Below are 19,500 nucleotides of genomic sequence, written 5' to 3'. Positions count from 1 at the left end.
CTCAAATAAACTCGCGATATTTTCTGAAATGGAACTGAAAAGTTTATAAAAGGTTTTTAAAGTTCTTTATGGAACATGGGAAAAAAGTTGTAAGTAATAGAAAAACATGGTATTCTTTATCATTGAAAGGGTTATTTTTTGAGTTATTATTCAATTAAATAATCCATCATAAAAATTTTTCACATGACAAAGGAGAAGATAATTATGGAAAAAAAAGAATTTCACGTAGTAGCAGATACAGGTATTCATGCTAGACCAGCAACTTTATTGGTACAAACAGCTAGTAAATTTAGCTCAGATGTAAATTTAGAATACAAAGGTAAATCTGTAAACTTAAAATCAATCATGGGTGTTATGTCATTAGGTGTTGGACAAGGTGCTGATGTGACAATTACAGCTGAAGGTGCTGACGAAGCAGATGCAATCGCAGCGATCGAAGAAACAATGAAAAAAGAAGGACTATCTGAATAATGACTAAACAGTTGAAAGGTATTGCGGTTAGTGATGGTATCGCAGTTGCTAAAGCATATCTTTTAGTTGAGCCGGATTTATCATTTGAAAAACGTTCAGTTGAAAACGTTGAAGCCGAAGCAGCGCGTCTTTCAGATGCTCTTAGTCAATCAACTAAAGATTTGCAAGCAATCAGAGACAAAGCGGTGAAAACTTTAGGTGAAGAAGAAGCACAAGTTTTTGATGCTCACTTAATGGTTTTATCTGACCCTGAATTAATCAGTGCAATTGAAGGAAATATCAAAGATAACAAAGTTAATGCTGAATCAGCATTAAAAGAAGTTACAGACATGTTTATTGGAATGTTTGAGGCTATGGAAGATAACCCTTACATGCAAGAAAGAGCTGCTGATATTCGTGACGTAACAAAACGTGTTATGAGTCACTTGTTAGGTGTTAAATTACCTGATTTAACAATGATTGACGAAGAAGTCATTATTGTTGCTGAAGATTTAACTCCAAGTGATACAGCACAATTAGATCGTAATTTTGTTCGTGCTTTTGTAACTAATATTGGCGGACGTACATCTCACTCTGCTATCATGGCTCGTTCTTTAGAAATTCCAGCAGTTGTTGGAACAAAAGACATTACTGAGTATGTTGTTGAAGGTGATATCTTATCTGTTGATGGTAGTGAAGGTGATGTTATTGTCAATCCTACTGATGAACAAGTTACTGATTTTAAAGCAAAAGAAAAAGCATTTAATGAATTGAAAGCTGAATGGGACAAATTAAAATACGCTAAAACAGTGACAGCAGATGGTAAACATTTTGAATTAGCTGGAAATATTGGAACACCAAAAGATCTAGATGGTGTGTTAGGTCATGGTGGAGAAGCAGTTGGTTTATACCGTACTGAATTCTTGTACATGGACTCTCCTGATTTTCCAACTGAAGACGAACAATTTGAAGCGTATAAAGCTGTCTTGGAGGGTATGGAAGGTAAACCAGTTGTGGTTCGTACGATGGATATTGGTGGGGATAAAGAACTACCTTACTTGAAATTCCCTGAAGAGATGAACCCATTCCTAGGATACCGTGCTATCCGTATTTGTTTAGCAGAAGATCAAATGTTCCGTACTCAACTACGTGCATTGTTACGTGCATCTGTTTATGGAAATTTACGTATTATGTTCCCAATGATTGCTACTTTAGCTGAATTTAGAGAAGCTAAAGCATTGCTTGAAGAGGAAAAAGCTAAATTAGTTGCTGAAGGTGTGGATGTTTCTGATGATATCCAAGTAGGTATTATGATTGAAATTCCAGCTGCGGCAGTAATTGCTGACCGTTTCGCTAAAGAAGTTGATTTCTTTAGCATTGGAACAAATGATTTAATTCAATATACAATGGCAGCAGACCGTATGAACGAACGTGTTTCTTACTTATATCAACCTTATAATCCTGCAATTTTACGTTTAATTAAAAACGTTATTGATTCAGCTCATGCTGAAGGAAAATGGGCTGGTATGTGTGGGGAAATGGCCGGCGATCAAACAGCTGTTCCATTACTAGTTGGTTTAGGATTAGATGAGTTTTCTATGAGTGCAACAAGTATTTTACGTACTCGTAGCTTAATGAGTCGTCTTGATTCTAAAAAAATGGCTGAATTAGCTGAGAAAGCAATTACCGATTGTGATACAGCTGAAGAAGTTGTTGCTTTAGTTGAAGAATATACTAAATAATTAATATTGAAAACCATAATTTACTGTTTTTATACAGTAAATTATGGTTTTTTTTTATTATAACGTGTTAAGATATATACTAGTGTACACATTTCGCATTAAAAATGCGACTGTAGTATGATGTATTGTGAAATGACTTTACGTATTATAGTAGATAGTAGGAGTGGATTTTTTGTTAAGGATAAATATGTTTTCATCAGCTGATAAAGTGAAAGGCCAAGGGGTTGGAAGTGCCTATATAGAATTAATTAATATGCTCAATAAACATTTTTCAACTGAATTTGATATTTCAATTAATAAATTTAAGCAATCAGATATTTCACATTATCATACTGTGGACCCACAGTTTTTTATTTCGACTTTTTTTAAAAAGAAAAGAGGAACAACGATAGGATATGTTCACTTTTTACCTGAAACGCTTGAGGGGAGTTTGACGCTTTTTTCACCATTTAAAAAAGTATTTGATTGGTACCTTATACGTTTTTATGGGAGAATGGATCAATTAGTGGTTGTTAATCCAACCTTTATTCCCAAATTAGTGGATGCAGGATTAAAAGAAAAGAGAATTACCTATATTCCAAATTTTGTATCAAATAAAAAGTTTTACGAAGCGACGATGGATGAAAAAAATAATTGGCGAAAAAATTACCATATTTCAGAAGAAAAACTAGTTATTTTAGGGACTGGACAAATTCAACAGAGAAAAGGCATTGATGATTTTGTTCAGTTAGCTATTGATAATCCAGACGTTCAATTTATTTGGGCAGGAGGATTTTCATTTGGAAAAATGACAGATGGATATGATCGTTATAAAAAAATATATGACAATCCACCTGAAAATTTATTATTTACTGGAATTGTAGACAGAGAAGAAATTATGAAATTGTATAACTTGGCAGATGTATTTTTATTGCCATCATATAATGAATTATTTCCTATGAGCATTCTAGAAGCATTTAATTGTGGTACACCTGTTATGTTAAGGGATTTAGATTTATATCATGCCATCATTGATGAACAGTATATATCAACGACAAATATTTATGATATGAATGAAACAATTAAAAAAATCAAAGATAATCCTGAGATATTAGAGGAATATAAGGAGAAATCGAAAAAATCAGCTTTATATTATAGTGAAGAAAATGTTGCTAAAATATGGTATGACTATTATAAAAGAAGTGCTAAGGAGGAGAACTAAGTGAAAATAGGTTTTTTTACAGATACATATTTCCCTCAAGTTAGTGGTGTATCAACATCTATTAAAATACTGAAGCAAGAACTTGAAAAATTGGGACATGACGTGTATATTTTCACCACAACAGATCCTGACGCAAAAGAAGTAGAACCACGCATTATACGTATGCCTAGTATTCCGTTTATTTCTTTTAAAGATAGACGCGTCGTTATTAGGGGAATGTTGTATGCGTATCATGTTGCAAAAGAAATAGATTTAGATATTGTTCACACACATACAGAATTTGGTGTAGGTATTTTAGGGAAACAAACAGCAAAAGCACTAGATGTTCCAGTCGTTCATACTTATCACACGATGTATGAAGATTATCTACATTATATTGCTAAGGGAAAAGTGTTAAAACCAGTTCATGTTAAGCAATTATCTAAATTATATACTAATCATATGTCTGGTATTATTTGCCCAAGTCAAAGAGTTGTTAATAAATTAAAAGAGTATGGGATTGAGCGACCAATGTCTGTTATCCCTACAGGAATTGATGTATCGCAATTTAAACCTGTTGAAGAAAAGCTCATTGAGAGTATACGAGAGACTTATAAAATTGATAATGATGCATGTCTATTGTTATCTGTGAGTCGGATATCTTACGAAAAGAATATTCAAACTTTGCTCAAAGGTATGCCTAAAGTAGTGAAAGAAATTCCAAATGTTAAATTATTGATAGTTGGTGATGGTCCGTTTAAGGCTAAATTAGAAAAACAGGTAGATGAATTAGGGTTGTTGGAGCAAGTGATTTTTACTGGTGAAATACCTAATAAAGATATAGCTCCTTTTTATCAAGCAGCAGACTATTTTGTTAGTGCATCGGATTCTGAAACACAAGGATTAACTTATACAGAAGCAATGGCGGCAAAAACAAAGGTTGTTGCAAAAGGAAATGACTATTTGGATAACTTATTTGATGATGAGAGTTTAGGTGTAACATATGATGAAAATGAAGAGTTTTCACAGACGTTAATAGATTATATTAAAAAGGATATTTCAATAAAACAATCTATTTTAGAAAATAAATTATATGATATTTCAAGTGAAGCATTTGGTAAACGAGTAGAAGAATTTTATCAAAAAGCTCTTGTCTATTTTGAAGAAAATCATCAGGAGTATGAAGATGATAGCAATTTATACTCATTAAAGTTATTTAGAAAGTAGTGCGTTAGGAGGAGCTCTATGACCAAAAAAAATAAATGGTATCTAGTTTTAGCTGTTTTATTAGGGTTGATAGTGATTGGTACTGAAATGAAAAAGGTCAGTTTGCAAGATATGGCTACAGAGTTTTCCACAATAAATTGGTGGTGGATAGCTGCAGCAGTTGCTTGTATCTTAATATATTGGGGAATTGAAGCAAAAATTGTTCAAGTACTGTTAAAACGAAGCAATCCTACCTTTAGATTTACATCAAGCTATCGAATACCGTTGATTGAACACTTATTTAATGCTATCACACCATTTTCAACAGGTGGGCAACCAGCACAAATTATTGCATTATCTAAGTCAGATGTTGACACTGGAGTAGCAACATCTGTAAGTTTGATGAAATTTGTTGTGTATCAAGTGTGGATTGTGATTAATTTTTTAATGTGTTTGGTAGGTGGATATGGTTATTTATCAAATAATTTATCTAAATTAAAACTATTAATACTGCTCAGTTTTATTATTCATTTTGTCATTGTTATTGCGTTATTGATGATAATGTATTGGTATAGTTTTACAAGAAAGTTAGTAAATATTGTATTTAAGGGGATTTATGTATTTAAGAAAGATGAAAAAGTTAATCAGTTATACCAACGAACGATTGAAAAAATGGATACTTTTTATGCAGAAAGTAACTATATGAGAGATCAGCCCATTTTAATGATTAAAGTAAGTGCGCTAACTGTTCTTCAATTGGTAGCTTATTATATTATCCCTTATTTTGTTTTACATGGGTTAGGTATTCATAATATTAGCATTTTTCATATTGTTGTTTTACATGCGTTTATTACAATGATTACTTCACTATTTCCTATTCCTGGTGGAACTGGTGGTGCAGAGTACAGTTTTAGTTTATTATTTGGAACGTTCACTTTATCACAAAGTAAATTAGTTTTAGCTATTTTTTTATGGCGCGGAGTGACCTATTATTTAGGTATTATTTTAGGTCTTGTTGCATTGACTTTTCAACAAAAAAGAACTCAATAATATTAGGACATTTAAGTTTCTGACTTGAATGTTTTTTTATTTATACATATTTAGAAGTGCTGTGACTTTATTTAATTGTTTCCTTTTTCTATAATAAGAGTATCAAACTTATTTATATGAGGTGAATTGGCATGGAAAAAATAGGATTTATAGGAACAGGTGTGATGGGTGCATCAATAGTAAAACATTTATTAACATCTGGTTATACAGTAAATGTGTATAATCGTACGAAGTCTAAGACAGATGAATTAGTCAAAGAGGGAGCTATTTGGCAAGGTACACCAAAAGATGTGACTAATAAAAGTGATATTATTTTTTCAATGGTTGGTTATCCAAAAGATGTTGAAGAAATATATTATGGAGAAAATGGTATATTTTCTGCAGACGTAATAGGAAAAATACTCATTGATATGACAACAAGTACGCCGTCACTAGCAAAAAAAATTTCACAAACAGCTAGAGAAAAAGGAGCATATAGTCTTGATGCTCCAGTATCTGGTGGTGATTTAGGAGCTAAAAATGGTACGCTAACTACGATGGTAGGTGGTGATGATGCCATTTTTGATAAAGTGGAACCAATTTTAAATGTTTTTAGTAGTAAAGTGAATCTACAAGGAAAAGCTGGTAGTGGGCAACATACTAAGATGGCTAATCAAATCATGATTGCAGGCACTATGACAGGAATGACTGAGTTACTTGTTTATGCTAAATCAGCAGATTTAGACTTAGAAAAAGTTCTTGATACAGTCGGTGGAGGAAGTGCAGCAAATTGGTCACTCACCAATTATGCTCCAAGAATTTTGAAGGAGGATTTTACGCCTGGCTTTTTTGTTAAACATTTTTTAAAGGATTTAACCATTGCATTAGAAGAAGCTGAGAAAATGTCCATTGACTTACCTGCCACTAAAGAAGCAAGACATCTCTATCAATCACTAGTAGACAAAGGGTTTGAAGACGATGGAACGCAAGCTTTGATTAAACTTTGGTGGGATATTTAAAAAAGTTAAAAAAAGACACAGTTTTTCAATGCATGTTAGGAGTGTTTCTGTTACAATATAACAGAAGAAATGCGAAGGAGGCTAGCTCTATGAAAAGTTCACAGTTAGCAGCAATTATTAAACGATTGAATGCAATGGTGGAATCTAGCGACAATGAAGTACAAGTTCGTCGATTTGAAAGAGAAGGACAAGAGCGATGCATCGTGACGTTTGATGGGAACAATGAGATGTTTGAATTAACGGAAACAGGTTCTCAAGAAGTCTATCAATTTGATGACATTGATTTAGTCACTTTAGAAATTTTTGAATTGTTACAAGACTAACGATTAAAAAGTGCGCACTGATGTGTGACGCTTTTTTTTTATAGTGTCAGTAGAATGATAAGAATGTGATGGAGGAAAGATGATGGGAGAGATGTTAGAATTTCCAGCTAATGAAAATAGATTGCTTTATCTAGGAAAAAAAAGTAGTGAACAGGGTGATGATTTAAAAGCCATACAATATTTTAACGATAGTTATGAAACTAGTCAGTCTTTAGAAGTAAATTATTTGTTAGTTAAAGCATTAATCAATGTTGGTCGGTTAGAAACGGCCTATATATATATGAAAGAATATGAAGATGACTACCGAGAACAGTCGGAATTACAGCCACTTTATTTTGATATTTTATTAAAAAGGAAGCAGTTTCTGGTTTTAGAAAAATGGCTATTGACGTTTGATAGAGCATCTCATTTAAGTGAGGAATTCAAACAGACATTGAATCAAACTCAAAAATATTGGACGCTGGTTGATAAAACGGATTATACGAATAGATTATTAAGAATAAAGTCAATAGAAAAAGTTTCTTTTATAAAGCAAAAGGCATTACTACAAGAAATGAATTATTTAACTAAGTTGGATTTTTTTAAGTTATCATCTGAAATATTTTTGATTAGTAAAAATATTTCCCCACTTATACGTTCTCAAATCATTGATGAATTGGTGCAATTAAAATATGAAGGAACAGTTAGTATTTTAGATGTATTTGGTCAACTACATCATCATGCTAAACTTAATGAAATGAATCGACTAATGCCTAGTGTCAAAAATAATTCTTTATATAAGGATTTGTCAGAATACATGGAAAATAATCAACCCAGTCAAGAGACTCTAGTTTTAAATATTGTTAAGACGCATTTAGGTATGATGTATCCTTATATTGATGATATAGTAACTGACGTGAAAAGTTGGAATAAAGCCTATCTAACTTATTTTGGGTTTGATATAATTGACAATCAGGAAGTTAACAAAATCAATCAACAAATTCAATTACTCGATCGTATTATGATGAATACGATGACAAAATAGTGAGTTGTTAGTGAAAAATGTTTACAATTAAAGGTCTTTAGTGTAATATTGTATGGTATGAAATAGTATAAAAACTATTAATGAATAGATAACTTGGAGGTACATTATATGTCTACGAAATGGGAAAAAAAAGGAACAAACGATGGTGTTTTAACGTTTGAAGTTTCTACAGAACATATTGAAAAAGGATTAAAAGCTGCATTTGATCGCGTGAAGAAAGATTTAAACGTGCCAGGATTCCGTAAAGGGAAAGTACCTCGCCAAATGTTTAACCAAATGTATGGTGAAGAAGCATTATATGAAGATGCTTTAAACGTTGTTTTGCCTGAACTGTATGAAGCAGCAATTGAAGAAGCGGGAATTGAGCCAGTTGCTCAACCAAAAATCAATGTTGAATCAATGGAAAAAGGTCAACCATGGGTTATCACAGCTGAAGTTGTTGTAAAACCTGAAGTTAAATTAGGAGATTACAAAAACTTAACAGTTCCTAAGCAAGACCGCTCAGTCACTGATGAAGAAGTTGAAGAAAACTTAGCTCAAAAACAACAATCACAAGCAGAATTAGTGATTAAAGAATCAGCAGCTGAAAATGGTGACACAGTTGTTATTGACTTTGAAGGTTTCAAAGATGATGTGGCCTTTGAAGGTGGAAAAGGTGAGAACTATTCATTAGAATTAGGTTCTAACTCATTCATCCCAGGCTTTGAAGAACAATTAGTTGGAACTAAAGCTGGAGATGACGTGGAAGTTAAAGTCACTTTCCCAGAAGAATACCAAGCTGAAGATTTAGCTGGTCAAGAAGCAGTTTTCAAAGTAACTGTTCATGAAGTAAAAGCAAAAGAATTACCTGAATTAGATGATGAGTTTGCTAAAGATGTGGATGAAGAAGTTGAAACATTAGCAGAATTAAAAGAAAAAATCAAAGCTGAATTAGTAGCTTCTAAAGAGGCAGCAGCTGAAGCAGCGATTGAGGAAACAGCTATTTCTCAAGCAGTTGAAAATGCTGAAATCGTTGAATTACCAGAAGTAATGGTTCACGATGAAGTTCACCGTGGTATGAATGAATTCTTATCAAACATGCAAAACCAAGGGATCTCACCTGAATTATACTATCAAATCAGTGGAACAACTGAGGAAGATTTACATAAACAATTTGAAGGTGAAGCTGAATCACGTGTTAAAACAAACTTAGTGATTGAAGCAATCGTTGAGGCTGAAAACTTTGAAGTAACTGATGAAGACATTCAAGCTGAAATTGATGATTTAGCATCTCAATACAACATGGAAGCTTCAGCTGTAAGAAACGCTTTATCTGATGATATGTTAGCTCATGATATCAAAATGAAACGAGCAGTTGATGCTATCGTTAAAACAGTTAAAGAAGAAGCATAAGAAAGACTAGAAAGACAAGGTAATAGAGCCTTGTCTTTTGTTTTCTTTTTTAATGCATTGTCTAGTATAGTATGTTATTATAAACAAGATGATTAGACTTTTGGTGAATTAGGCCGTATAGGTCTTTTTTCAATTAGGAGGGAAAACATGTACGACAATACAGGTGAAAATAATGAAGTTCGCTGTTCATTTTGTGGAAAGTCACAAGATGAAGTGAAAAAATTAGTCGCAGGACCTGGAGTATATATATGTAACGAATGTATCGATTTATGTAAAGAAATCATTGATGAAGAGATGCAAGATGAAATGGTATCTGATTTAATTAATGTATTAAAGCCAAAAGAAATTTTAGATGTGTTAAATGAATATGTTATAGGACAAGAAAGAGCCAAAATCGTCTTATCTGTTGCAGTATATAACCATTATAAGCGAGTGCAACAAATGGCAATCAACGAAGAAAATGAAGAAGTTGATGAAGTAGAACTTCAAAAAAGTAATATTTGTTTGATTGGACCAACAGGATCTGGGAAAACATTTTTAGCCCAAACTCTTGCTAGAACATTAAATGTTCCATTTGCTATTGCTGATGCAACAAGTCTAACTGAAGCTGGATATGTTGGGGAAGATGTTGAAAATATTCTTTTAAAACTATTACAAGCAGCTGACTTTAATGTTGAAAAAGCGCAGCGTGGGATTATCTATATTGATGAGATTGATAAAATTGCTAGAAAAAGTGAAAATGTATCTATTACACGTGATGTGTCGGGTGAAGGGGTACAGCAAGCTTTACTTAAAATATTAGAAGGAACGGTAGCCAGTGTGCCACCTCAAGGAGGACGTAAACACCCACAACAAGAATTGATTCAGATTGATACATCTGAAATTCTATTCATCGTAGGCGGAGCGTTTGACGGTATTGAAACAATCGTAAAAGAACGTCTAGGTGAAAAAGTAATCGGATTTGGTTCAACAAATAAAAATAAACGTGACGAAGAAAAAAGTATTATGGCACAGATTATTCCGGAAGATTTATTAAAATTCGGATTGATTCCAGAGTTTATTGGACGATTACCAGTGACAGCATCTCTTGAAAAATTAACCCGAGAAGATTTGGTAAGAATTTTAACTGAACCTAAAAATGCATTAGTGAAACAGTATAAGAAACTCTTATCTCTAGATAATGTGGAGCTTGAATTCACACCCGGAGCATTAGATGCTATTGCTAATCAAGCAATTGAACGCGATACAGGTGCTCGTGGTCTTCGTTCAATCATTGAACACGTGATGATGGGCATTATGTATGAAATTCCAACCCGAGAAGATGTAGAAAAAGTTATTATTACTAAAGAAGCTGTTGAAGGTGATGGTGAACCAGAATTAAAATTAAAAACGATTAAATAGGTAAAAGAGAGTAGAGAAATCTGCTCTCTTTTTTTGATATATTTGTTTCAATTGACGCATAACTGTTATAAAGTTTTCATTGTTTTGAAAAATGAACCAATATAATCTTACATTTGGATAATTTACGTTCATTTTACATTTATAAGACTATAAATTTTACACAAACTTGATACACTCTGTGTGTAATAAATAAATCAAACAAATAACTTTTAAGGAGTTTTGAAAAATGAAAAAGAAATTATTATCTGTCATTACAGTAGGCGTATTATTTACATTAGTAGGCTGTAAAGGTAATGGGTCAACTGAAAGTAGCAATAGTGGGACAAGTGGTTCTGAAAAAGCAAAATCTACTGAAAAAGTAGATATTACATCTGTTGGATCAACAGCATTACAGCCATTAGTAGAGAAAGTAGCAGAAATTTATATGACTGATAATCCAAACTATACTATTACAGTTCAAGGTGGTGGTAGTGGAACAGGGTTAACGCAAGTATCAACAGGTGCTGTTGATATTGGAAACTCAGATGTTTACGCCGAAGAAAAAGATGGAATTGATGCGTCGAAGATTGAAGACCATAAAGTAGCAGTTGTAGGTGTGGCTCCTGTTGTTAATAAAGAAGTAGGTGTTAAAAACCTTACTTCTGAGCAGTTAAAAGATATTTTCACTGGTAAAGTAACCAACTGGAAAGAAGTAGGTGGAAAAGATCAGAAAATTGAATTAATTAATCGTGTATCAGGAAGCGGAACTCGTGCAACTTTTGAAAAATGGGGAATCGGTGGCGCAGAAGCGGCTAAAGGACAGGAACAAGATTCATCTGGTACTGTTCGAAAAATCGTTTCTGAAACGCCCGGAGCTATTAGTTACTTAGCCTTTTCTTATATTGATGATAGTATTATTGGTCTTTCTATTGATAATGTGGAACCAAAAGATAAAAATGTATTAGATAATTCTTGGAAAATTTGGGCATATGAGCATATGTATACAAAAAAAGATGCAAGTTCTGATGTGACAGCATTCCTTGATTACATGAAATCTGATGATGTACAAAAAAATGTAGTGAACGAGTTAGGCTATATTGCTATTTCTGATATGAAGGTTGAACGTGAGTTAAACGGAACTATTAAATAATTGACTCCACGCTCATTATTATCCTGTGTTCATCTATTTATATTAACTGTGGTATAATGGAACAAACTAAACAGGATAGGGAAGGGACGTTTAGCTATTATGAAGCGAATTTTAGTAGTTGATGATGAGCCATCTATTACAACACTCTTAAAATATAACCTAGAAAAAGAAAACTTTGAAGTTGATGTTGTACATGATGGTGAAGCTGCTGTTGATTGTGCTATGTCTAATCAATACAGTTTCATTATTTTGGACTTAATGTTACCTAAAATTAATGGATTTGATGTCACGAAAACATTGCGTAAAGAAAAAATTAGTACACCAATTATTATGTTAACAGCAAAAGATGAAACAATTGATAAAATTGTTGGTCTGGAGATAGGAGCAGATGATTATGTGACAAAACCATTTAGTCCAAGAGAGCTTATTGCTAGACTTAGAGCAGTGGAAAGGCGCTTAGATCATCAAACAACTGATGAAACTGAAAGTGATGTTGGAAGTAATCATTTAAATGTAGGTGATATTATAGCCTATCCAAATGATTATAAAGTATTGAAAAGGGGGATGGACATCTCTCTGACGAAAAAAGAGTTTGAACTACTTATTTATTTTATGGAACGACAAAATCGTATCATCGGACGTGATGAATTAATGTTATCAATTTGGAAAGACGATATGTATCATTTATCTCGAACAGTTGATATTCATGTTAGTCATTTAAGAGAAAAAATAGAAGACGATGCCAAAAATCCTGGATATATAAAAACAGTCAGAGGATTTGGTTATAAATTTCAGGAGCCATATGCATGAAACAGTTACAAAAAATAGTGAATCCAGCTTGGGTTATTTTAATAATAATAATATTTGTGCTCATAGGTGGTTATTATACCACCTATTTTTTTAAAAAAGATGTTATCAATCAACAAACAAAACAATTATCTGAAGAAATTGATAGATTGGTTCCATTTATTTTGCAAGATAAAGAATTTATTTTAGATAAGGAAAAACTTGATAAAAGTGTAGGAAAACATGAACGTTTAACTATATTAGATAAATCTGGGGATATCTTATATGATTCATCTAGTAATAATTTAGTTAAAGAATCAAGAAAAAATCGTCCTGAAATTAAAGAAGTGTTGCAAGAAGGTCGATCAGAAGGAGTGGCTATTAGAGAAAGTAATACAGTTGATGAAAAGCTAATCTATGTTGCAAAATCAGTGTACCAAGATAATCAGTTAATAGGGGTTATTCGTCTATCAGAAACGTATCAAGGCATTTCACAATATGTTGAGAACTTTCAGCGAATTGTGATTACAATCATGGTGTTATTATTTGTCGCAATCCTCATTATGGGATATTACATCCATCGTCAGTCAAAAAAACCAATTCAATTTATGCTACCAATTTTAAGACAAGCAATTCAAAATCCTGAGAAAAAACAAAAGGTTATAGATGCCCCTAAGGAATGGCATGAACTCTATCAAACGGTGTATGAGTTAATGGAAGAAACAAATTTACTGTATTATAAGCAGTTAAAAAATGAAGAGACATTGCATTTTTTATTTGAGAACTTAGATATCGGTATTTTTATTTTGAATGATCGATTGGAGATAACATTAGCCAATCAAACAATAGAAGAAATGTTCCAGAAAACATGGACGATTTCTCCATATGATGAATGGTTTACAGAGCCTAGATTGACTGAATTAATTAACCAGGCTGTTAAGACAAAAGAAGCAGTTCAAGGGGAAATTCGTATAGAAAAACCAAGAACGCAAGATTTAAAAATTGTTATTCGACAATTATCAATAGACAATCATGAATATGTTGGGATTATTTATGATGTTACGGAAGTCCGACAGATTGAGAGAGTACATGAGGATTTTATTAGTAATATATCACATGAGTTAAAAACACCAACGACATCCATTATTGGTTTTTCTGAAACTTTATTAGCAGGAGCAAAAGACGATCCAGAAGCTAGTAAAGAATTTTTAACGATTATTGAACGTGAAGCACAACGGTTGATGAGTTTAATTCAAACAATCTTAATGTTACTAAAAACGGAAAAAGATATTTATATGATGGATTCTTTTGTTGTCCATCCTAAGTTAGTTATAGAGGATGAAATTGATCGTTATCGATATAAAGCTTTTGACAAAGATATATCTGTTATTTTTGAAAGTGCAGTAGGAGAAGATTTAGTTATTCCTAATGATTCATTTCAAATTATTGTTAAAAATTTGTTAGAAAATGCTATTGAATACTCTGAAGAGCATGGCAAAATATTTGTTTATTTAACACAACAAAATAATGAATTAACGTTAAAAGTTGAAGACACTGGTATTGGTATTTCTGAAGAAGATCAAAAATGGATATTTGAAAGGTTTTATCGTGTGAGTCATTCAAGACAGAGAAATAATGGAGGCTCTGGGTTAGGTTTGTCACTTGTTAAACATTATGCCGAAATACTTGGTGGACGGGTTAAATTAGTAAGTGAATTAGAAGAAGGAACCACTGTTATTGTTAAAATAAATTTAGATATTCTGTCTTCAAACTATGAGAATAAACAATTAAAAGAGTAGCTAATCGCGAGCTATTCTTTTTTTAAACTCTATCGTTGACAAATGTAGACGATTAAGTTATAGTAAATTTATCAATGAATGAAGAGGTGTGACTGAATGATTCAAAAAAAGAAGTCTTTTTCTATTACGCAAGCAGAGTGGGAGATAATGAAAGTTATTTGGGCAAATGATATTGTAACAAGTCGGCAAGTGTTGGAAATACTGGGTGATAAAATGGATTGGAGCATGTCAACAGTTAAGACGTTACTCGCTAGATTAGTTGATAAGCATTTTTTATCAACTGAAAAGCAAGGAAAACAGTTTATCTATCAAGCACTTGTGGATGAAGAATTTGCTGTAAATTATATATTATTAGATGACTTAAATAAAATTTGTCAAAAAAAGAAGGGACAAGCTTTGTATCAAGTGATTGAAAAAGAAGAATTTTCTCAAAATGATATCGATCAGTTAATCTATTTATTAAAAGAAAAAAAGGTAAAAGCTCCGAAAACAGTTGATTGTAACTGTGCTATCGGTCAATGTAATTGTCATAAGTGAGGTGGAAATATGGAAAAAAGAGTGATTTTACCAGTAGAAGGAATGAGTTGTGCTTCTTGTTCTAGTACGGTTGAAAAGGTTGTATCAAAGTTAAGTGGGGTTGAAAAAGCAAGTGTTAATTTAGCGACAGAAAAATTAGATGTGACGTATGATACAACTAAATTGACTGAAGCAGATATTGCAAAAGCGGTGAGAGATGCTGGATATGAGGTTAGAGAACAACTTATCACAAATCAATTTGATGTAGAAGGAATGAGTTGCGCCTCCTGTTCTAGTACAATTGAAAAAGTTGTCGGGAAATTAGATGGTGTTAAAGAAGTATCTGTTAATTTGGCGACAGAAGAGATGAGTGTATCATATAATCCCGATGTTTTGACGAAATCAGCTATTATTCAATCAGTAGAGGCTGCTGGATATAAAGCGATTGACAAACAGATAAATACCGAAGAAAAAATGACGAAGGAAGAGAATAAAGAAAAACATATCGAAGTTATGTGGAATCGATTTGTTTCTTCCGCTATTTTTACGATTCCGTTATTGTATCTATCAATGGGGCATATGATAGGCTTACCTTTGCCCTCAGTCATTAATCCAGTGCATTCTCCACAACTTTTTGCTCTTATTCAATTTATATTGACTATCCCAGTGATAGCAATAGGATGGCCATTTTTTACAGTCGGATTTAAATCACTTGTCAAAAGACATCCTAATATGGATTCGTTAGTGGCATTAGGAACGAGTGCGGCAACAATTTATAGTTTATATGGAACCATTCAAGTGTTTATGGGAGACATAAGTTTTGCTATGAATCTTTATTATGAATCAGCTGCGACTATTTTAACATTGATTACATTAGGAAAATATTTTGAAGCAGTATCAAAAGGAAAAACATCAGAAGCGATTAAAACCTTAATTAACCTTGCACCAAAAACGGCATCCGTCATTCGTAATGAGGTAGAGCAAACCATACCAGTTGAAGAAGTTGTCTTAGATGATATCGTAATGGTTAGACCTGGTGAAAAAATCCCAGTCGATGGAGTGATTATTTCTGGTAACAGTTCAGTTGATGAATCAATGATTACTGGAGAAAGTATCCCTGTAGAAAAAAAATCTGGGGACAATGTGGTGAGTGCTAGTATAAATAAGACGGGAAGTTTTAAATTTAAGGCAACCAAAGTAGGAAAAGATACAACATTATCGCAGATAATTAAACTGGTTGAAGAAGCACAAGGATCTAAAGCGCCTATCGCACAGTTAGCTGATAAAGTTTCAGGCGTCTTTGTTCCGATTGTCATTGGACTAGCTATTATTTCAGGTTTGTTGTGGTATTTTTTAGGACAAGAATCCTGGGTATTTGCTTTAACCATTATGATTTCCGTTTTAGTTATTGCGTGTCCATGTGCACTTGGTTTAGCAACGCCAACAGCTATAATGGTAGGAACAGGTAAGGGAGCTGAAAATGGTATCCTCATTAAAAGTGGTGAGGCATTAGAAATAGCCCATAAGCTTGATACGATTGTGTTTGATAAGACAGGAACCATCACGCAAGGGAAACCAATTGTGACAGATGTGTTAGTATTTAATCAATTGAGTCAAGAGGAATTACTAATACTTGCAGCTTCAGCAGAAACTCATTCAGAGCATCCTTTGGGAGTAGCAATTGTTGAAAAAGCCAAAGAACAACATTTAGAGTTTATAAAAATTGATGATTTTTCAGCAGTACCAGGTAAGGGAATAAAGGTAAGTGTTAATAATCAGATTTATTATATTGGAAACAAACGACTGATGTTAGCACAATCCATTTCATTAGACGAAAAACAAGATATTGTTCATGAGTTAGCGACACAAGGCAAGACCCCTATGTATGTAGCGAGTGAGCAACATATTATTGGGATTATTGCTGTAGCGGATCCAATAAAAGAAAGCAGCATTAAGGCTGTGAGTACATTAAAACATTTGGGAAAACAAGTCGTCATGCTAACAGGGGATAATGAATTGACAGCTCATGCGATAGCAAAACAAGTGGGGATTGATACAGTCATTAGTGAAGTATTACCTGAAGATAAAGCACAACAAGTTGAAAATCTACAAAAAAAAGGAAAACAAGTTGGAATGGTAGGTGATGGTATTAATGATGCACCTGCTTTAGCACAAGCTGATATAGGGTTAGCCATTGGTAATGGAACGGACGTTGCCATTGAATCAGCAGATATTGTTTTAATGAATGAAGATTTAAAAACTGTTGTAACAGCGATAGAATTATCTGATGCAACCATGAGAAATATTAAAGAAAATCTATTTTGGGCATTTGGCTATAATATATTAGGTATTCCAGTAGCTATGGGAATTTTATATATTTTTGGTGGTCCATTACTTAATCCGATGATTGCTGGAGCAGCCATGAGTTTTAGTTCTGTATCCGTATTATTAAATGCTCTACGTTTAAAACGATTTAAACCTAAGCAAAAATAAAAAGCAGGAACGCAAAGTTACAATAACTTTGCGTTCCTGCTTTTTTACTCTTTATTTTAGTATGATGCTAGAGGCTATTTCTTAGTACCAACCATTGTTCATCCAAAATGCTTGAGCATTTTCCCATGAGCCATAACGGCCAGCAACATATTCATCTGCTACTTTTTCTTGATTTGCTGGAGAGTAGTCACCGTTTAAGTAACTTGGGTCTAATTGATATCGTCCAATATGGTAACCATTTGTTGCGTTATAGTCTCCACCAGATTCTTTTTGAGCGATCCATTCTTTTGCGCTAGATGTTGTAGCAGAAGTAGATGTAGATGCTTGTTGTTGAACCTCTTGTTGAACTTCTTGTTGTTCTTGTGCTGGTTGGCTTGTTTCTTTAGTTGTTTCAGCAGGAGCAACTGTTGCTTTCCCATCTGTTTTAATTGTTAACTCTTGACCTGGGTGAATCAAGTTAATGTTACTGATATTATTATCTTTAGCAATTTGGTCAATATTATTGTTTGAACCAAAGAATTCAGTCGAAATTGATGAAAGTGTGTCTCCCGGTTTTACTGTGTATACAGAATCTGCGAGTACTGTTGTACTGAATAATAAGCCTAAAGCAAAGGTACTACCAAATATAATTGTTTTTAGTGATTTCATAAAATTAAAAATCTCCTTTAAATGTTTGTTTTTATTTTGTTGTTATCCAACGACAAGATATACTTTACCATCGAATAATATTTCTTAGGTGAAAGAATGTGTTTAATTTGGTAACAAAATAAAGCGAAATATTACAAAAGTTGATACATAGAAATATTTTGATGTTCGTTATTAGTTAAATAAATTAGTCATGAGTTCAACAGATGTATTTAACTAATTGGTTATTAAAAGTTTTATAAAATAAAGATAATCATATTTATAAGCATAATATATGTGTGTAGTTTATGAAATATATTTTATTATTAGATTAATTAATAAAAAGAATTATATTACATATATTACTAATGAAAAAAAAGATGTTACATTACTGACTTTTTAAAAAACCGTCGAAAAAATAAAAAAATAGGAAAAAATTTTTTTTTTCTACAAAATCTTTTGTAAAACCGGTTTTTTTTGAATATACTGTAAGTAATAGATATTTAAGGAGGATTGTTTATTATGTTAGTGGATTCTAATTTACCAGTAGAACGTGATAAATTACAAAATAGATTTGCTAGATTAGTAAAAGAAGACAGTGATATTATTGGTGCTTACTACAGTGGGTCAATAGGAGATAAAACAGAAGATTATTATTCAGATATTAATGCCCGAATTATTTTAAAACCTGGAATATTACTAGAAGAAAAACAACGTGAGATTATTAGTGCGATTGGTGATTTTTTATTTGTTGAATTATTTGATTATAATCATTCGATTATTCATTATGCAACATTTATCAAGTTAGATTTAATGGTTTATACTTTAGAAATGTTAGAGCCAAGTATTGAATATAAATACATTGAAATTATAAAAGATGATGGCACGTTAACTGATTTACATCGTTTATCTCAATCAATGAATTATGTTGTGACACAAGAAGTATTTGATGTTGTCTTAAATCAATATTATGCTGATTATTTTAATTTATATCGTGCATGGAGACGAAATGAAAGAAATCATATTGAATCAATCATATTATCAATTAAACAACATTTAGTTTCAATGTGGTATTTATCAAAAGGAGCAAAACCGAATGAATCAGATGATTGGAGACAGTATGAAGGAGATAAATCTCATTTATCACATTTAGAAAAAGAGTTTCTACTATCTTATACACCATTTGACATCGAAGAATTAGAAAACTTTACAAGAGAAATTTCAATTTTAATGTTAGAGGCAAGTGAAAAAATAGCTGTATATGATGGACTACATTTTTCTAGACCTAACTTTATGAAAGTTCACGATCGTATTTCTTTTTCTGAAGAAGTGTAAAAACTAACCCTTAACTCATACGAGATGACTTAAGGGTTAGTTTTATTTGATA

General features: G+C 32.5%; 17 protein-coding genes. 16 read left to right on the top strand and 1 reads right to left on the bottom strand.

Annotated features, from left to right (window positions below):
* The first annotated feature begins 204 nt into the window (after positions 1-204).
* The 15 genes from MN187_RS07065 (at position 205) to MN187_RS06995 (ending at position 17,489) form a co-directional block, all read left to right on the top strand.
* Positions 205-471: a phosphocarrier protein HPr gene (locus MN187_RS07065; RefSeq protein ID WP_071456474.1), complete on the top strand. Its 267-nt coding sequence runs from the start codon at positions 205-207 to the stop codon at positions 469-471.
* Positions 471-2,192 carry a phosphoenolpyruvate--protein phosphotransferase gene (gene ptsP, locus MN187_RS07060; protein WP_241699192.1) on the top strand — a complete coding sequence of 574 codons (1,722 nt, stop codon included), beginning with the start codon at positions 471-473 and terminating at the stop codon, positions 2,190-2,192. Before MN187_RS07065 ends, ptsP begins: the two co-directional genes overlap by 1 nt.
* Before the next feature lie 172 nt (positions 2,193-2,364).
* Positions 2,365-3,393 carry a glycosyltransferase family 4 protein gene (locus MN187_RS07055; protein WP_117973128.1) on the top strand — a complete coding sequence of 343 codons (1,029 nt, stop codon included), beginning with the start codon at positions 2,365-2,367 and terminating at the stop codon, positions 3,391-3,393.
* Entirely contained in the window at positions 3,394-4,599 is a 1,206-nt protein-coding gene (locus MN187_RS07050) for a glycosyltransferase family 4 protein (RefSeq protein ID WP_241699191.1), read from the top strand.
* 18 nt (positions 4,600-4,617) lie between these two features.
* The gene (locus tag MN187_RS07045) at positions 4,618-5,628 is read left to right on the top strand and encodes a lysylphosphatidylglycerol synthase transmembrane domain-containing protein (protein WP_117973126.1); all 1,011 of its coding nucleotides are present in this window, start codon (positions 4,618-4,620) and stop codon (positions 5,626-5,628) included.
* Between the two features lie 131 nt (positions 5,629-5,759).
* Complete coding sequence (locus MN187_RS07040; RefSeq protein WP_117973125.1) at positions 5,760-6,626, top strand: NAD(P)-dependent oxidoreductase; 867 nt, start codon at positions 5,760-5,762, stop codon at positions 6,624-6,626.
* 89 nt (positions 6,627-6,715) lie between these two features.
* Positions 6,716-6,949 (top strand): YkuJ family protein, encoded by a 234-nt coding sequence (locus MN187_RS07035; RefSeq protein WP_117973124.1) that lies wholly within the window; start codon positions 6,716-6,718, stop codon positions 6,947-6,949.
* An 82-nt stretch (positions 6,950-7,031) separates the two neighbouring features.
* Entirely contained in the window at positions 7,032-7,973 is a 942-nt protein-coding gene (locus MN187_RS07030; RefSeq protein ID WP_117973123.1) for a hypothetical protein, read from the top strand.
* Positions 7,974-8,081: 108 nt separating this feature from the next.
* Positions 8,082-9,365: a trigger factor gene (gene tig / locus MN187_RS07025; protein ID WP_117973122.1), complete on the top strand. Its 1,284-nt coding sequence runs from the start codon at positions 8,082-8,084 to the stop codon at positions 9,363-9,365.
* Positions 9,366-9,512: 147 nt separating this feature from the next.
* Entirely contained in the window at positions 9,513-10,766 is a 1,254-nt protein-coding gene (clpX, locus tag MN187_RS07020) for an ATP-dependent Clp protease ATP-binding subunit ClpX (protein WP_117973121.1), read from the top strand.
* A 226-nt stretch (positions 10,767-10,992) separates the two neighbouring features.
* Positions 10,993-11,895, top strand: a complete 903-nt coding sequence (locus tag MN187_RS07015; protein ID WP_242093693.1) for a phosphate ABC transporter substrate-binding protein PstS family protein — start codon at positions 10,993-10,995, stop codon at positions 11,893-11,895.
* Positions 11,896-11,994: 99 nt separating this feature from the next.
* A complete protein-coding gene (locus MN187_RS07010; protein ID WP_117973119.1) occupies positions 11,995-12,705 on the top strand; it encodes a response regulator transcription factor in 711 nt (236 codons plus the stop codon).
* A complete protein-coding gene (locus MN187_RS07005) occupies positions 12,702-14,480 on the top strand; it encodes a sensor histidine kinase (RefSeq protein WP_117973118.1) in 1,779 nt (592 codons plus the stop codon). Before MN187_RS07010 ends, MN187_RS07005 begins: the two co-directional genes overlap by 4 nt.
* Before the next feature lie 96 nt (positions 14,481-14,576).
* The gene (locus MN187_RS07000; protein ID WP_117973117.1) at positions 14,577-15,017 is read left to right on the top strand and encodes a CopY/TcrY family copper transport repressor; all 441 of its coding nucleotides are present in this window, start codon (positions 14,577-14,579) and stop codon (positions 15,015-15,017) included.
* A 9-nt stretch (positions 15,018-15,026) separates the two neighbouring features.
* Positions 15,027-17,489, top strand: coding sequence for a heavy metal translocating P-type ATPase (locus MN187_RS06995; RefSeq protein WP_117973116.1), 2,463 nt, complete (start codon positions 15,027-15,029; stop codon positions 17,487-17,489).
* 81 nt (positions 17,490-17,570) lie between these two features.
* Here MN187_RS06995 and apf read toward each other — a convergent pair whose 3' ends face one another.
* The gene (gene apf, locus MN187_RS06990) at positions 17,571-18,137 is read right to left on the bottom strand and encodes an aggregation-promoting factor (protein WP_242093691.1); all 567 of its coding nucleotides are present in this window, start codon (positions 18,135-18,137) and stop codon (positions 17,571-17,573) included.
* Between the two features lie 498 nt (positions 18,138-18,635).
* On the opposite strand from apf, the gene MN187_RS06985 reads away from it, so the two are divergent.
* Positions 18,636-19,448, top strand: a complete 813-nt coding sequence (locus tag MN187_RS06985) for a hypothetical protein (RefSeq protein ID WP_242093689.1) — start codon at positions 18,636-18,638, stop codon at positions 19,446-19,448.
* Positions 19,449-19,500 lie beyond the last annotated feature (52 nt).

The sequence above is a fragment of the Vagococcus sp. CY52-2 genome, from assembly GCF_022655055.1.
GTDB lineage: Bacteria > Bacillota > Bacilli > Lactobacillales > Vagococcaceae > Vagococcus.
This window is presented reverse-complemented; position numbering and strand designations above follow the sequence as displayed.

Coding starts and splice junctions, on each gene's coding strand:
- tig (WP_117973122.1), top strand. CDS start 8,082: ATGTCTACGAAATGGGAAAAAAAAGGAACAAACGATGGTGTTTTAACG.
- MN187_RS06985 (WP_242093689.1), top strand. CDS start 18,636: ATGTTAGTGGATTCTAATTTACCAGTAGAACGTGATAAATTACAAAAT.
- MN187_RS07040 (WP_117973125.1), top strand. CDS start 5,760: ATGGAAAAAATAGGATTTATAGGAACAGGTGTGATGGGTGCATCAATA.
- apf (WP_242093691.1), bottom strand. CDS start 18,137: ATGAAATCACTAAAAACAATTATATTTGGTAGTACCTTTGCTTTAGGC.
- MN187_RS07015 (WP_242093693.1), top strand. CDS start 10,993: ATGAAAAAGAAATTATTATCTGTCATTACAGTAGGCGTATTATTTACA.
- MN187_RS07010 (WP_117973119.1), top strand. CDS start 11,995: ATGAAGCGAATTTTAGTAGTTGATGATGAGCCATCTATTACAACACTC.
- MN187_RS07005 (WP_117973118.1), top strand. CDS start 12,702: ATGAAACAGTTACAAAAAATAGTGAATCCAGCTTGGGTTATTTTAATA.
- MN187_RS07065 (WP_071456474.1), top strand. CDS start 205: ATGGAAAAAAAAGAATTTCACGTAGTAGCAGATACAGGTATTCATGCT.
- ptsP (WP_241699192.1), top strand. CDS start 471: ATGACTAAACAGTTGAAAGGTATTGCGGTTAGTGATGGTATCGCAGTT.
- MN187_RS07045 (WP_117973126.1), top strand. CDS start 4,618: ATGACCAAAAAAAATAAATGGTATCTAGTTTTAGCTGTTTTATTAGGG.
- MN187_RS07030 (WP_117973123.1), top strand. CDS start 7,032: ATGGGAGAGATGTTAGAATTTCCAGCTAATGAAAATAGATTGCTTTAT.
- MN187_RS06995 (WP_117973116.1), top strand. CDS start 15,027: ATGGAAAAAAGAGTGATTTTACCAGTAGAAGGAATGAGTTGTGCTTCT.
- clpX (WP_117973121.1), top strand. CDS start 9,513: ATGTACGACAATACAGGTGAAAATAATGAAGTTCGCTGTTCATTTTGT.
- MN187_RS07000 (WP_117973117.1), top strand. CDS start 14,577: ATGATTCAAAAAAAGAAGTCTTTTTCTATTACGCAAGCAGAGTGGGAG.
- MN187_RS07035 (WP_117973124.1), top strand. CDS start 6,716: ATGAAAAGTTCACAGTTAGCAGCAATTATTAAACGATTGAATGCAATG.